Origin of the sequence: Roseburia inulinivorans DSM 16841, from assembly GCF_000174195.1 — a bacterium.
GTDB lineage: Bacteria > Bacillota > Clostridia > Lachnospirales > Lachnospiraceae > Roseburia > Roseburia inulinivorans.
Map to the genome: position 1 here is coordinate 1 of NZ_ACFY01000008.1, position 15,146 is coordinate 15,146.

A 15,146-nucleotide genomic window follows, 5' to 3' on the forward strand; every position below is an offset into this window, starting at 1 on the left:
ATTTTTATTTCAGTACACTTTTGTGACCTTGTTTACTCGTATTATGCAGTACACATTTGTGTCCGTCAAGCAATTTAATCAAATTTTTATACACAAATGTGTCCCGTTGTGATAGAATAGGGGTAATAAATCATAAAGGAGCATTTTTATGACTACTGGAGAAAAGATTAAATACTTTCGCAATATGCGTGGAATATCGCAGGAAACGCTTGGTCAGTTGTCCGGCATAAACTCCGCAACAATAAAAAAATATGAATACGGAATCCGTAATCCAAAGCCTGACCAGCTTTTAAAAATCGCCAATGCGCTAGGCATCAGCATTAACATTTTCATGGATTTTGATATAGAAACAGTTTCTGATGTATTATCATTACTGTTTAAACTGGATGATCAGATTGATATGAAATTTGAGGCAGATAAGGACGATGAGGGCAATTTCAAACCTGCTACTGTTAAACTGTCCTTTAAGAACAATCTCATCAATAAAAAACTCTGTACCTATATGAAAGCTTTGGAAATTCGTGAAAATATGATAAATTCTAAAGATGAATATTCAGAAGAAGAGTATGCTGACAATTTGCAACATATCAATGAAAATATCGAAGAAATCAAGCAACACCTGCTTGATGACAGTATGGTTGTCAAAAAAGGCACTGACCGCCTTACTGTAAAAATTTTTCCAAATTAGTGAAACCTCTTGAATTATTGGACATAAGATAATAATATCTAATTAAACAGAAAGTACCCACTCCAAAGGTGGATGCTCCGAGTTTAGGTTAATGAATGTCCTTAAGGACACCGCCTATCCTGTGGATCAGACAGGATAGGCATTTTTATTTTCGCCTGATCTTCCTCGAAGATCTTTTCTCTTTATCGAGAAAGGCAAGCAACGCTACAATCAAGCTACCAAAGGACATCAGCAATGCTAATATCCCAATGAAAATCGAAATGATCTCATAAGCCGTCATCGGTACTAAGCAAGTGCCCCCAGATGCTTAACGCCCTGTCATGGGTACTTTCCTTAAAGAGTACCCTAGCATATATATCATATGTTCTGCAAGAACAATTGTAATTTGAATCTTATTTCATAGACTCATTCCCTATAAATATTTTAATATATCAGATAAGTTATTAATTTCAATATCAGCTTTTTCATTCTCATCTGTTATATTCCACAAACTTCCAAATCCCTGTTTTACCCATATAGTTTTCATACCCAACTGTTTTGCAGGTACAATATCATTATCAATACGGTCACCAATCATAACTGCATTCTCTGGTCTGCAACGGCTTCTTTCCAATGCAATTTCAAATATTCGCCTATCTGGTTTTGAAACACCTTCTTCTGCTGATGCGATGATCAAATCAAGATATTTTCGTACTCCAAGATTTTCTAATCTCTCAGAAGTTCCTAGTGATTGGTTTGCAATTACACCAATTTTATAAATTCTACTTAACTTTTTCAGACAATCTTTGGTATCTGTATACAGCCTTTCGTATTGCGATTCCCATTTAGGTAGTTTCACGCCCAATTGCCTTGCTACCTCTAAGTCTCCTTTTTTGTTTTCTTTATAAAACGACATGGCATATTTATTAATTTGCTCGTAAGTTAAACCTGATAAATCCGCTATCCTTTTCATCCTGTCTTCATAAACTTTGCTTTCATCAACCAACGTCGAGCCAACATCAAAAAACAGCCATTTTATTTCTTCCTTCTTGGGCAGAAATCCTCTTTTCCTTGCTTCTTCCAGCAGTTTGGGTTGAATTTCCGGATAAGTCCAATTAATCGGTAGTTCATCCATAATTGCTATTTTTTCAATTTCACTGTGAAGCTCTTTTTCAAATGTATATATATCTGAGAAGAATAATTTTCCAAAAGTCTCCATTCCATCGAAATTATCTGGTGCAGTCACAGAATATATACAAATTGGAGTAATATCAAAAGTTATTGCTCCTGTTTCTTCATATAGTTCTCGTTTGGCTGTTTCAAGAATATCCTCCCCATCTTCTCTATGCCCTCCCGGCACTTCATATGTATCTCTTTCTTTATGCTTGCAAAATACCCACTTGCCGTTACTCTGTGAGATAATTACTGCAAATTTCAATAGTTCGTCATTAACTGTATCATAAAATCTTACTTCCACCATATTTCCTCTCCATGTACATATCTATAATATTTCATTCTCAATAAAATCCGCAATTCCCTCTTCGTCATTTGAACCAATTACAATATCCGCTCTCTCTTTTACCTCATCAATCGCATTCCCCATTGCAACACCTGTTCCACATAATTCAAGCATTCCGATATCTGCATAATCATCTCCAAATGCAATAATTGAATCTGTACTAAATCCACATACTTCCGTAATCTTCATAATTGCGTTTTCTTTCGTCACATTCTTTTTTGTAAACTTGTACCAAAATCCATCAGAGAAACGAATACAATCACAATCAGAGAGACTTCGAGCCAGCTTATCTGCCTTATCTTGATTAAATATCTCGACACACATTTTTAATGAACATTCGTTAAAATCTGAAAAATCTGTATAAATACTATCTCCCCAACTCTTATCTAACTTCTTAGGATCTATTTTATAATTCCAATAATGTGCATCTATTGTATCTATCGTAATTTCGCAATCATTTCCACAAATATTTCTTGCCATGTCAATCATCACATTCGTTTCTTCTTCGGAAAATTCTGCCCTATAAATATATTCTGTTTTGTATTTTACTAATGCCCCTCCACTCGATATTAAAATATCGGGCATCAATTCATTTAAAAATACCAAAGAGTTTTGCTCACTTCTGGAGGTGGAAACACCTATCAATATATCATTTCCCCTGCATTTTTTTAGAGCTGATAATGTTCTGGTTGATATTGTTTTGTCACTCTGTAATAAAGTTCCGTCTAAATCAAATAAAAGAAGTTTGCATTTCTTCATATCATTTTTTCCTTTTCATTCTTCTGAATAATTACATTTGCATCAATTACTCTCCCCACAAATAGAGCCAAACTAGAGCCATTTGATAAAACAAATGCCGGAAGCCCGCATAAATACAGGCTTTCGGCATTTTAATCCGTTATTCAAACTCAATCGTTCCCGGTGGCTTACTCGTCAGATCATAGAATACTCTATTCACCCCACGCACCTCATTGATAATTCTGCTCATAACCGTCTGAAGTACTGCAAACGGAATCTCGGCAGACTCGGCTGTCATGAAATCAACCGTATTGACTGCACGCAGTGCAACTGCGTAGTCGTAAGTTCTCTCATCACCCATAACACCAACGGAACGCATGTTGGTAAGGGCTGCAAAGTACTGGTTTGGCATCCAGGATGGGTTCTTGCCGTGCTCTTTTTTGTAGGCAGCAACTGCTTTGTCCACCTCATCGCGGTAGATGTAATCGGCATCCTGTACAATGCGGACTTTGTCTGCATTCACTTCACCGATGATACGGATTCCAAGTCCAGGACCCGGGAATGGCTGACGGAAAACAAGATTCTCCGGAATGCCAAGTTCAAGACCTGCTTTGCGGACTTCGTCCTTGAATAAGTTACGGAGTGGCTCGATGATCTCTTTGAAATCAACGAAATCAGGAAGTCCTCCTACGTTGTGGTGGGATTTGATCACTGCAGATTCACCGCCAAGACCACTTTCCACTACGTCCGGATAGATGGTTCCCTGTGCAAGGAAATCAACAGCTCCGATCTTCTTTGCTTCTTCTTCAAATACACGGATAAATTCCTCTCCGATGATTTTACGTTTCTGCTCAGGCTCTGTAACGCCTGCAAGTTTGCTGTAGTATCTCTCCTGTGCATTGACACGGATGAAGTTTAAGTCAAACTGACCGTTTGGTCCGAATACGCTCTCGACTTCATCTCCTTCATTTTTACGGAGAAGACCGTGATCAACGAATACGCAGGTGAGCTGTTTTCCAATGGCTCTGGATAAAAGTCCTGCTGCAACGGAGGAATCTACACCGCCGGATAATGCAAGAAGCACTTTTCCATCACCGACTTTTTCTCGGATATCCTTGATCGTACTCTCAACGAAAGAATCCATTCTCCATGTTCCGGCGCATCCACACACGCCTCTTACGAAGTTGTGGAGCATTTTGCTTCCCTCTTCGGTGTGCAGTACTTCCGGGTGGAACTGGATCGCATATAAATTTTTCTCTCTGTTTTCTGCTGCTGCAACCGGGCAGTCTGCCGTGTGTGCAACAATGTTAAAACCTGGTGCTGGTTTTGAAATATAATCAAAGTGGCTCATCCAGCAGATGGTCGTCGGTGCCACATTTCCAAATAATGGAGATGCTGTATCCACCATTACTTCTGTTTTACCATATTCACGCACCGGTGCCTTCTCAACTTTGCCTCCTAACACGTGCATCATTAACTGTGCACCATAGCAAAGTCCCAAAACCGGAATGCCAAGTTCAAATAATTCTTTGGTATAGGTTGGTGAATCCGGCTCGTAGCAGCTGTTTGGTCCTCCGGTCAAAATGATTCCCTTTGGATTCATGGCTTTAATCTGCTCGATGTCTGTTCGATAGGAATAGATTTCACAGTAAACGTTACATTCTCTGACACGTCTTGCAACCAGCTGGTTGTACTGACCGCCGAAGTCGATGACGATTACTTTTTCCTGGGAAAAAATATTTTCCATAGTCAGCCCTTTGTCCTCCTGTATTTTCATTTCTGTAATGTCCTGATTTATGTCAGAACAGCATTTCTGATAGTTCCATTTTATCTGGATTGCCAAATGGAATTACCGCTCGTTTCATTGTAGCATAGTTTTTCTTAATTGGCACGTAATTTTTAAAGTTGATCGTAACCTTAGCAGTTGATCATAACCTCTACAACTGTATCCAGTAGCGCTGTACCGTCTCGCCCTCTACGTTTATCTCATTTTCCAGAACTCCTCCGTTGTTCCTGATACTTTTCGCTGAACCGGTATTTTCCTGATTACATACCATAAGTACCTTTTCGATTCCCAGCTTTCTGCACTCGTCTAATGCTAAAGCGATCATTTCTGTGGCGTATCCTTTTCTTCGTTCCGAAGGACGCACGCCGTCTCCGATATGACCTCCATCTAACAATAATGCTTCGTTAAGGAAATGTCTGATATCGACTGCTCCAACCAGAATATCTCGTTCCCTGTCATATGCGAAAAAAGTGGATGCAGGTACATATCCCTCTTTTGGCTCCGATTCTTCCAGACTTTTCAGATAAGCATCAAAATCATGATAATCGACTTTCCGGATTGCCCATGGAATAATGTTTTCCCCGGTTTTCGTCCATTCATCCATCATATCCAAAAGCTGTGGTTTGAATTTTTCACTCATTTTCACTAATTGTAAATCCATTCTTTTCCCTCCTGATGTCTCACAAAGCATCTCCCAAAACCTGTTTTTATTCAACAGAATATTCGCAAGCGTGCATTGTATTATTTAAAATATTCTGAAAATTAGTGTTTCTTATCATACGCTGATCTGTTTTCTCTGTCAATCATTTTTGCTCCTGATCTCCACTTCTGGTTTTCACTTGAGATTTCCATTTCTGATTCATTTTCCTTATTTCTATTTTAGCAAATGTCAGGTGTGCCATCTTATTCATTTCACATTTCTCTTATTACTCCATACATAATTTTCTTCTCCGGCAGCATACTTATTCCATGAAAAAGCAAAAACACCTTCCGGATTTTACCAGACTCTGCAAACCGGAGCAGAATACAATACAAAATATTCTCTCACTTATGATTTTTTCTTTTTCACAGGCTCTGTCTGCGGTTATGTGTGGGAGGTTCTGATTTTCCTTGTAAAAGAAGGAACATTTCGAAACCGTGGTTTTCTCTACGGTCCGTGGCTGCCTGTTTATGGGATTGGCGCAGTTTTATTTTCGGTTATATTATCCCCTCGTGAATTATTGCCAGATTCTTCAGGAAAATATAAGAAAAACCACCCTGTCACTGTCTTTTTCCTCTCTGCCCTTTTAGGCTCCGGTTTAGAACTTGTGATTGGATGGTTTCTTGATCTCTTCTGGAATTTACGTTACTGGGATTACAGCGGATATTTTCTTGATTTCCGTGGGTATATCTGTCTGGTTTCTGCGTTAGGTTTTGGCATTGCAGGCGTTCTATGGGTTTGCATTTTTTCAAAAATATTGCAAAAATGGTGGTATCATATTTCACTGGATTTTCGAAAAAAATGGAATATGTTTTTGGTTTTCATTTTTGTTACTGACTGCGCTGCCGCACTTATTTTTCCAAATACCGGACATAGTATTACCTTTTAAGGATTATCTTGCTTCTCCGCCCTCTAAGTATTCCGCTTCTTCTTTCATGACCTGCGGTTCTTTTTCCTTGAAAATCATTCCGAATATAGCACGCACAAGCGGGCCTGCAAAAAAGATCTGCCAGAAAAATGCCATCGGAAAGTTTAAAGCAGTTGTCTGAAACCAGACCGCAATAAATTCTTTTCCTGCACTCTTAAATAATAAAGTAGCAAAAAAGCTCATGGTTGGACACATCAGACATACGGTGATGGATGAAATTGCTAAAATAAGCATGATTGGCTTATCCACGCCCGGTGTCACAATGCGGAATGCAAGTTTTTTTGAAAGACTTCCATATAAAAAGAAATCTATAATAAATGCGATCGGTCCCATGATCACTAATTCATGAAATGCATTTAAGAATACGATGTTGCTCATTCCTCCCATATTCAGTGCAATGTTGTAACAGATCATGGCGTAAACCATGACAAATACCATCAAAATGGTAAAAACAACTTCCTGTAATTTTGTTTTTGGCATAATTTTATTCTCCTCTTTTCCTTTATTTTTCACAGACAAAAATGCAGCCGGACAACAATCTCTGCGATCGCTGTTCGGCTGCACGTCGTGTGATTATAATAGCATATTCTTTTTCTTCGTATAATAGTTTAAATTTCACGAATTTTTTATCTAATTCAAACATTTCTTTGTATACATTATGTGATAATCATTTAATGTAATCATATGTGCACCTTACATCTACTCATTTTTTCCTGTGTCATCAAAGATACTTCATCAATAAAAAGGTTACGGAACGTCATGGTTCCACCTCCACATGCATCTGTTTTTTCCGATGCAAGTTCTCCTGCAATTCCAACAAACGCACAACAGGCTGCTGCACTCTGCACGGAAGGCTCTGTTCCCAAAAACGCCCCCAGCATAACCGAAGACATACATCCGCTGCCTGTGATCTTTGCCATTTTGGCATCCCCATTTTCACAAATATAAATGGCGGTTCCATCTGTGATAATATCTTTTTCCCCGGAAGCGATCATGATCAGATGATATTTGTCTGCATACTGCCGCATCGCCTCTGTGTCCAGGTTTTTATCGCCGGAATCCACACCTGTCACCGTACTGCAATGCTCCATCAGTGCCCGGATTTCCGAATAATTTCCACGGATACAGGTTGGATGGATGTTTTCGATCAATGTCTGGCACTTTTCTCTCCGATAACTCGAACCGGATACCCCGACAGGATCAATGACAATGGCATGTCCTAATTCATCTGCCACTCTTCCAGCCTTTTCCATCGCTTCATAATCAGCAATTGCACCAAAATTGCAGACAAGTGCTTTCGTACCCGCGGTGATTTCTTCCACTTCAAGCGGATGATGTGCCATCGTTGGCGACGCGCCTGCTGCCAGTAAAATATTGGCACAGTCATTCACTGTCACAGCATTGGTTATACAATGGATGATCGGTCGCTCTTCCTGTATTTTGTTATAAAGCTCTGCTATATATTTTTCTGAAATACTCATGATTCCTCGTCTCTCTTATGTAGTGTTCTGATTTTCTCTGTCATTTTTTTATTATCTATTTCTGATTCCACATCAGACCTTATCATAACACACGCTTTTTATAATGTGTAGTTATAAAACAAACTTTAAGAACTTTCTTCCGTTTTTTTCTTTCTGTATTCCTTTGGACTTCTATTATAATACTGTCTGAACTTCCGGCAAAAATAGCCGGCACTTGTAAATCCGGTTTCATTTGCAATGGAGGCAACTGATTTTTGAGTGGTATAAAGTTGTCTGGCAGCCTGTGCCAGCCTGTATTGGATCAGATACGCTACCGGCGAACAATGTATGCCGGATTGAAAAATATGTAACGCTCCGCTTTTGCTGATAGATGCCGATGCCGCAATCATTTCCAGTGTAATTTCTTCCGCATAGTGTTCATGTATATACTGCATCATAATTTGCAGTCTTGCCTGATTATGATTTGACTGCTGGAGGTTGTCCAAATCAGAATTCCAGCCTCTATATTTAAACAATATATTCCAGAACTGCAACAGAAGTTGTATGGTACATAATTCATTATCCTGCCCATTTTCCTGAAGTTCAAAAATCTGTAACATAAGCTGTAAAGCACTTCTTTCTGATGTACTGTTTGGATCAAAAATCTGATATTCTACTGCTGAATTTATCACCGGCAGAATATATTTTTCATAAATGAGGCTGTTTTCGGATGCCAGCAGCGTTGGTGAAAAAACAATATTAGGCGTATATGTGCTGGATCGTGCTTCAAAACAGTGTAACACACCACTATTAATAAATATGCCGCAGCCTTTATGCAGTTCTACTTTGCTTGTACCGATAAAGCAGATTGCTGTGCCTTCTGCAACATAAAGAAATTCCAGCTCATGATGCCAGTGCCAGTCGATACGGTGAAAATCAAATTGCCAGATATCCTCAGGATAATATGCAAAAGGATAACGTTCACTGCCATGCTGAACCGTTTCCCGCAGTGTTTCATCTGTAGTTATCTTAAAATAGTCCATAATGTATTTCCTTATAAATACTAATTTTTACCATATTGTACTATAAATATGCAATTTTGTACAATGACTGCACGCAATCTTTGCGATATAATCACATTTGTTAAAGGAGAATAAAGACAAATGAAAAACCAATATAATAAGACGATCACTGCCTGTTTTGTAGGTTATATTGTACAGGCTGTCGTGAACAATTTTACACCATTACTTTTCTTATTTTTTCAGAAAAGCTACCATGTTCCGATTTCCCAGATCACTTTACTGGTGACTTTTAATTTTGGAATACAATTACTGGTGGATCTTCTTTCTGTCAGATTCATCGATAAAATAGGCTATCGGGTATCCATGATCGCAGCTCATGCCCTTGCAGCGGCAGGATTACTTCTTCTTACAGTTTTACCTGAAATTTTACCGGTTCCCTTTATCGGAATTTTGATTGCAGTAATGATTTATGCCATAGGTGGTGGACTTCTGGAAGTTCTGGTCAGTCCTGTCGTTGAGGCCTGCCCGTCTGATAATAAAGAGAAAGCGATGAGCCTGCTCCATTCTTTTTATTGCTGGGGACATGCCGGAGTTGTACTTTTATCAACTTTGTTTTTCTATGCAGCGGGTATAGATAACTGGAAAATATTAGCTATTATCTGGGCAGTCATTCCTATTGGAAACGCTTTTGTTTTTGCAAAGGTACCAATCGCACCTCTGCTTGAGGATGGCGAAACCGGTCTTGGATTAAAAGAATTGTTCCGGCTGAAAATCTTTTGGATTTTACTGATCATGATGATATGTGCCGGGGCAAGTGAACAGGCAGTAAGCCAATGGGCTTCGGCTTTTGCTGAAAAAGGACTTGGAATTTCCAAAGCCGCAGGAGATTTAGCCGGACCGATGGCTTTTGCAATTCTAATGGGAACCTCAAGATTATTTTATGGCAAGTATGGCGATCGTATCAATTTAGATCACTTTATGATTTATAGTTGTCTGCTATGTATTTTATCCTATCTGGGGATTTCACTGTTTCGGGCTCCGTTACTGAATCTGATTGCCTGTGCGGTCTGTGGGCTCTCAGTAGGAATCATGTGGCCCGGAACATTCAGCAAAGCATCCGCAGCTTTGCCAAAAGGTGGAACCGCTATGTTTGCATTACTGGCACTAGGTGGAGATATGGGTTGTGCAGGAGGTCCCACCTTGGTTGGAATGATTTCAGATTCTTTGGGAGACAACCTGAAAATGGGCATTCTGGCAGGAATTATCTTTCCGGTACTGCTGCTTTTTGGAATTCTCCGTTGCAAAAAAGGAAACTCCCTTTCATAATGTTACATGTAAAGAAAGCCTGCCGGGACATAAATCCCGACAGGCTTTCTTACTTTGCATCTTTCTCTTCCTTTATAAGAAATTAAAGAGTGCGCAGAAAAACTTTCATCTACTCTTCCAGACTGTCCTTCATTTTTCCGAGCATACCTGATTTTTTTAATGGCAGTGTGATAATGATTGCAATGATCGTTCCTCCACAGGTACTGATGAGGAATGGCACTACGAACATAAACAATGTTGCTGCTGTGTTTCCCATAACAAGATATGCAACCGGATAAGAAAGCATTCCGCCGAGAATACCGGTTCCCACTACTTCTCCAATGTAAGCAAACGGAAGTTTCTTTCCATATTTATACAGCAGGCCGCCAAGTAATGCACCGCACATACTTCCCGGGAATGCAAGCGGGCTTCCAAGTCCTAATAAGTTACGGATCAAAGATGCGATAAATGCCTGTGCCAGTGCCCACCAAGGACCTACGGTAACTGCACATAAAATATTTACCATATGCTGTACCGGTGCACATTTTGAACCGAATACCGGGAAGGAAAATAAGCTTCCCACTACGGCTACTGCTGCTAAAATTGCTGTGACTGTTAATTTCTTTAAGTTAGATTTTTTCATTCTTTCGTCCTCATTTTCGCATTGCTTCTGCAACCTTTTCCACAATCAGGCAGAGAACGACTGTGATCACCATATCCGGCAGAGTATTTCCAAGCGGAGTATCTACGTGCATTAACATGCGGTAAATAATAAATCCGGCAAGCCATACGATCAGATTACGCCACTGGAAAGCACTTTTTTCAGAATCCGCTTTCTTCAAAATGAAGTAATCTGCAATCTGCACTGCGATCATCGGAGCAAAAACAGATCCGATCAGATATAAGAAGTTTGTAATATTATCCATTGGATAAACGATCGCTGCGATCGTTCCGATCACTGTAACAATGATTGCTGCCCATTTCTCCTGAATTTTAGAAGAAATGGAAACACAGGAAACTCCTGCGGAATAAGCATCTAAGAACGTTGTTGTAACTGTTGAGAATACAATGATCAGTAATCCCACAACGCCAAGACCTGTCTTTAACATAATCTGTGCGATATCGTATTCGCCGGTAAAAATAGCGGCTCCCATACCGATCATGTACATAAAAATGCTGACTACGCTGTATACGAATACACTTGTAAAGGTTGCTGCGAATGGTTTTTCTGCTTCTCTCGTATAATCGCTGATAAGCGGTAACCAAGAAAGAGGCATTGCGACTGCAAGCTCTACCGCAGCTCCAAAAGTCATCATATCATCACTTACTGCGATCGGCATTACAAAATCTGTATTAAAGAAGATCACCTTAAAAAGTACCAGTGACAATACAAAGAGTGCGGTCATTGCAACGGTATTTAACTTTCCAAGATTGGTCAGTCCGATAAAGATCCACACTATGATCAAAATTCCGATCACAATTGCCCAGATCCATATGCCACTATGCAACAGTCCATCTGCTGCAAGTGCACCATCATAGATCATAATAGCTGTCCAGCCGACAAGCTGCAGCACGTTTAATACCGCAAAGAGAAGGCTTCCCTTCTCACCGAAACTCATTTTTACAGTTTCCATGGCACTTTTCCGCTCTTTTGCCCCGATCATTCCTGCGGCAAACATCATGAGTCCACCGATCAGGTGTCCGAGCAGAATTGCTGCCATTGCTCTTCCAAAACCAAGTGGTGCGAAATAGGTACCGGTCAGGATCTCAGCTAAAGATACTCCTGCGCCAAACCAGATTAAGCCGTTTGAAAAAACGGAAGTTCTTTTTTCACTCATCTTTCATATTCTCCTTCGATTGCAAATGCATGATTCATAGGGCCGCTTCCTTTTCCAAGGTCAAGCATATCGGCAAGTGCGCCGGAAATATAGTTTTTCGCATACTTGACAGAGGTTTCCAAGTCTCTTCCTTTTGCAAGATTTGATGCAATTGCGGAAGACAAGGTACAGCCTGTTCCATGGGTATTTGGATTGTCAATTCTTTTTCCGTGGAACCATACCGGCTCTTTCCCTTTCTGGAAAAGAAGATCATTGGCATCATTTAACTGATGTCCACCCTTTAATAAAACTGCACAACCTAAGGTGTTACAGATGGTCTCTGCTGCTTTTTCCATATCTGCTTCTGTTTTGATCTCCATCTCTGAAAGCACTTCTGCCTCCGGGATATTGGGAGTGATAACAGTTGCCAGAGGCAATAATTTACTTTTCAATGTTCCAATGGCTTCCTCGCTGATAAGTCTTGCTCCGCTGGTAGCCACCATAACAGGATCCACTACAATATTTTTTGCGTGGTATTCTGTCAGTTTGTCCGCAATCGTCTCGATCAGTTCACTTGATGAAACCATCCCGGTCTTAATTGCATCCGGATTGATATCCGTAAAAATACTATCCAGCTGCTCTGCCAAAAACTTTGGAGTCACCTCCATAATATCTGTTACGCCGGTCGTATTCTGGGCAGTCAAAGCCGTAATCGCACTCATCGCGTAAACGCGGTTTGCGGTCATAGTCTTAATATCTGCCTGGATGCCGGCGCCTCCACTGGAATCACTTCCAGCGATTGTTAATGCTGTAAACATAAAATCCTCCTTGTTTTTCCGAAGAAAAATCTTTCTTTTGCATTAATTTTGTATAGCGACCTAAGGTGGTGCCCCCAATCTGCCGCTGTATATAAAAACTGCTCTGCAGTTCCTACCTAATTAAATGATACTTGCTACTTTTTCAAGTAATTCTCTTGTTCCTTTTTCAATATCTTCACATGCGAAAATGCCGCTGACAACTGCTGCTCCCGCCATCTTTCTGCCTTTCAGCCGAAGGACATTGTCTGCGTTGATCCCTCCGATCGCAACAACCGGAATTGTTACACTCTCACAGATTTCCTGAAACAAATCTAATTCCATCGGTTTTGCATCTGCTTTCGTGCTTGTTCCAAAAACTGCTCCGCTTCCAAGATAATCTGCTCCGGCAGTTTCTGCTGCTTTTGCCTGCTCTATCGTCTTTGCTGTCACGCCGATAATCTTATCTGCTCCAAGAAGCTCTCTTGCATTTTTTATCTCCATATCAGACTGTCCGATGTGAACTCCGTCTGCATGGATTTTTTTTGCAAGTTCCACGTTGTCATTGATGATAAGCGGTACGTTGTAATGATGACAAAGTTCTAATAACTCCTGTCCTTCTTTCTCAAAAGCAGCCTCATCAAGAGTTTTCTCCCGAAGCTGCACTAAGGTCACGCCGCCTTTTAACGCTTTCTCTACCTGTTCATACAGTGTCTCGCTGCCAAGCCAGCTACGGTCTGTGACAGCGTATAATTTTAACTGTTCTCTTGTGATGTTCATTTTAATCCTCATTTCTGCGCACGCCTTTTGCGCATAACGAGTTTGTGTCAAGTGAGCGCAGACACAAATCTCGAGTGTGAAAAATTTATTTTTCACACTATTCCCTCAAAAAAATGCAGGAACCCAACCAAAGATTCCTGCACACAAAAAAACACACACTTGTGATCCATTATCTCCCTACGTTGGCATTATCCAAATCAGGTTCTGGGTTAAAGCATCCGCTTACTCTCAGCCCGCCTGTGCGAGCACCCCGTTTTATTTTACAGTCATTGAAATATCGAACTGCATCGTTTATACACATCACTTTTGTGATGATGTGTTGTTTTCAACAACAGTTTTAATTATACACATGCGGGTACGAAATGCAAGGACTATTTTACCCATTAGCTCATTTTCATTTATGTGTATACCTAAATTTTTTCAATCAAATGGCAGCTCTTCAGCCTCAATCCAATCATCTTCGTCACTGCCTAGCCATTCTTCTTCAATCATTCTGTCCACATAAGCTTCGTATTCTTTTAACACTTTATCTAACTGTTTCTTTTTGGTTTTGTCCCCGATTGCCCCATAATACTTTGATGCGGCACGGAACATAATTTCATTTTCTTCAAGGCATTCTGATTCGTCTATGATGAACTGATGAATCAGTTTTTCTGCTGTTTCATATTCTTTTGCCCCGATTAATGCATAGACATAAGCGGTCGCTGCCATGATATTTTCCGGTTCTTTTTCAAACCACTTACAGCAGAATGAAACTGCTTCGTTTTTTCTTCCGAGAGCCTCTAACACACAACTTTTTCTGAATTTCAGATCAGAGCCTGTGTAGTCTGGCCATGAAAACAAACTCAGCAAAGTATCACACATACAGAAAAGTACCTCATACTCTTCTCTCATGTCTATCTCATCCAGACAATCTTCCAACCATTCTGAAATATCATATTTATAATCTGTCGCTTCATCTAGCATATAAACTTCCTGAAAACAGTTCGGTTCTTTTTGTCTTTCTTCCCTGACGATCTCCATTAAAAGCTCAAATGCCTTTTCCCAGCAGGAACTGTCCTTCTCTGCTCCGATCATATTTCTATAACATTGTTCTGTCAGTTTTCCAAATTGTTTCCCATTTTTTTGTTTTTCTATTCGTTGTCACTCCTATTCTTATAATCTTGATTTCTCATTAGTTTTCTTCTAAATCAAACCTGGTAGTGTCAAAAACTACCCATTTTATTGTTCTAAAATTCTTTTAAAACCTTGATTTATTGGAGGTTTGCAAATAAAAAGAGCATTGACCTCCCAAAAGAAGTATAATGAGTTCACCACAAACACCATTATCAACAAGGAGACAATGCTCATGGACATTATACTTTATTTACTTCTATTTATTCAATACCAACATAAACAAATCTGCTGGCTTTTTAATTTTATCTGCAGATATATTCCCCTTAAGCAGTGGGTCTTCGATGATTCCCATTCTCCCAAATATCAAAAATTCAAGATTGATAAGCTCCCAAAAATAATCTATTACGAAAAATGGGATTACAAAGACTACATTCCTTACCTCGAATGGAAGTATGGCAAGAAAATCAAACCTGTCAGCCGCCGTTCTGAATGTGATATTGATGACAACTGTAGC

The 15,146-nt window shown here is 39.8% G+C and carries 15 protein-coding genes, 1 pseudogene and 1 riboswitch; of the genes and pseudogenes, 4 read left to right on the forward strand and 12 right to left on the reverse strand.

Features of this window, described 5'->3' with window-relative positions; genetic code table 11:
• Positions 1-148 precede the first annotated feature (148 nt).
• The gene (locus tag ROSEINA2194_RS00890; RefSeq protein ID WP_007882253.1) at positions 149-688 is read left to right on the forward strand and encodes a helix-turn-helix domain-containing protein; all 540 of its coding nucleotides are present in this window, start codon (positions 149-151) and stop codon (positions 686-688) included.
• 412 nt (positions 689-1,100) lie between these two features.
• On the opposite strand, the gene ROSEINA2194_RS20015 is transcribed toward ROSEINA2194_RS00890, so the two are convergent.
• The 4 genes from ROSEINA2194_RS20015 to ROSEINA2194_RS00915 all read right to left on the reverse strand — a co-directional run bounded on the left by ROSEINA2194_RS20015 (position 1,101) and on the right by ROSEINA2194_RS00915 (position 5,371).
• The gene (locus tag ROSEINA2194_RS20015; RefSeq protein ID WP_007882254.1) at positions 1,101-2,147 is read right to left on the reverse strand and encodes an HAD-IA family hydrolase; all 1,047 of its coding nucleotides are present in this window, start codon (positions 2,145-2,147) and stop codon (positions 1,101-1,103) included.
• A gap of 21 nt (positions 2,148-2,168) precedes the next feature.
• Positions 2,169-2,945, reverse strand: a complete 777-nt coding sequence (locus tag ROSEINA2194_RS00905; protein ID WP_007882255.1) for a Cof-type HAD-IIB family hydrolase — start codon at positions 2,943-2,945, stop codon at positions 2,169-2,171.
• Between the two features lie 139 nt (positions 2,946-3,084).
• The gene (guaA, locus tag ROSEINA2194_RS00910; protein WP_044926752.1) at positions 3,085-4,671 is read right to left on the reverse strand and encodes a glutamine-hydrolyzing GMP synthase; all 1,587 of its coding nucleotides are present in this window, start codon (positions 4,669-4,671) and stop codon (positions 3,085-3,087) included.
• A 190-nt stretch (positions 4,672-4,861) separates the two neighbouring features.
• The gene (locus ROSEINA2194_RS00915) at positions 4,862-5,371 is read right to left on the reverse strand and encodes a GNAT family N-acetyltransferase (RefSeq protein WP_044926738.1); all 510 of its coding nucleotides are present in this window, start codon (positions 5,369-5,371) and stop codon (positions 4,862-4,864) included.
• A 427-nt stretch (positions 5,372-5,798) separates the two neighbouring features.
• Between ROSEINA2194_RS00915 and ROSEINA2194_RS23385 the strand changes: the two genes are divergently transcribed.
• On the forward strand, positions 5,799-6,299 hold the full coding sequence (locus ROSEINA2194_RS23385; protein ID WP_007882266.1) for a putative ABC transporter permease: 501 nt from the start codon (positions 5,799-5,801) through the stop codon (positions 6,297-6,299).
• Between the two features lie 3 nt (positions 6,300-6,302).
• On the opposite strand, the gene ROSEINA2194_RS00925 is transcribed toward ROSEINA2194_RS23385, so the two are convergent.
• The 3 genes from ROSEINA2194_RS00925 to ROSEINA2194_RS00935 form a co-directional block, all read right to left on the reverse strand.
• Positions 6,303-6,818, reverse strand: coding sequence for a DUF2798 domain-containing protein (locus tag ROSEINA2194_RS00925; protein ID WP_044926739.1), 516 nt, complete (start codon positions 6,816-6,818; stop codon positions 6,303-6,305).
• 200 nt (positions 6,819-7,018) lie between these two features.
• Positions 7,019-7,819 (reverse strand): hydroxyethylthiazole kinase, encoded by an 801-nt coding sequence (thiM, locus tag ROSEINA2194_RS00930; protein WP_007882269.1) that lies wholly within the window; start codon positions 7,817-7,819, stop codon positions 7,019-7,021.
• Between the two features lie 125 nt (positions 7,820-7,944).
• Positions 7,945-8,841 (reverse strand): AraC family transcriptional regulator, encoded by an 897-nt coding sequence (locus ROSEINA2194_RS00935; protein WP_007882270.1) that lies wholly within the window; start codon positions 8,839-8,841, stop codon positions 7,945-7,947.
• Positions 8,842-8,961: 120 nt separating this feature from the next.
• On the opposite strand from ROSEINA2194_RS00935, the gene ROSEINA2194_RS00940 reads away from it, so the two are divergent.
• Positions 8,962-10,146: an MFS transporter gene (locus tag ROSEINA2194_RS00940; protein WP_007882271.1), complete on the forward strand. Its 1,185-nt coding sequence runs from the start codon at positions 8,962-8,964 to the stop codon at positions 10,144-10,146.
• A 109-nt stretch (positions 10,147-10,255) separates the two neighbouring features.
• Here ROSEINA2194_RS00940 and thiW read toward each other — a convergent pair whose 3' ends face one another.
• The 5 genes from thiW to ROSEINA2194_RS00965 form a co-directional block, all read right to left on the reverse strand.
• Positions 10,256-10,768, reverse strand: a complete 513-nt coding sequence (gene thiW / locus ROSEINA2194_RS00945) for an energy coupling factor transporter S component ThiW (RefSeq protein ID WP_021923580.1) — start codon at positions 10,766-10,768, stop codon at positions 10,256-10,258.
• Between the two features lie 10 nt (positions 10,769-10,778).
• Entirely contained in the window at positions 10,779-11,963 is a 1,185-nt protein-coding gene (gene cytX, locus ROSEINA2194_RS00950) for a putative hydroxymethylpyrimidine transporter CytX (RefSeq protein WP_007882274.1), read from the reverse strand.
• On the reverse strand, positions 11,960-12,760 hold the full coding sequence (gene thiD, locus ROSEINA2194_RS00955) for a bifunctional hydroxymethylpyrimidine kinase/phosphomethylpyrimidine kinase (protein WP_007882275.1): 801 nt from the start codon (positions 12,758-12,760) through the stop codon (positions 11,960-11,962). Before thiD ends, cytX begins: the two co-directional genes overlap by 4 nt.
• Positions 12,761-12,880: 120 nt before the next feature.
• A complete protein-coding gene (thiE, locus tag ROSEINA2194_RS00960) occupies positions 12,881-13,516 on the reverse strand; it encodes a thiamine phosphate synthase (protein WP_044926744.1) in 636 nt (211 codons plus the stop codon).
• A 157-nt stretch (positions 13,517-13,673) separates the two neighbouring features.
• Positions 13,674-13,779, reverse strand: a riboswitch (TPP riboswitch).
• Positions 13,780-13,936: 157 nt separating this feature from the next.
• The gene (locus ROSEINA2194_RS00965) at positions 13,937-14,593 is read right to left on the reverse strand and encodes a hypothetical protein (RefSeq protein WP_007882279.1); all 657 of its coding nucleotides are present in this window, start codon (positions 14,591-14,593) and stop codon (positions 13,937-13,939) included.
• Between the two features lie 271 nt (positions 14,594-14,864).
• Between ROSEINA2194_RS00965 and ROSEINA2194_RS23390 the strand changes: the two are divergent.
• Positions 14,865-15,146 (forward strand): annotated as a pseudogene (locus tag ROSEINA2194_RS23390) (transposase); the annotation flags it as partial.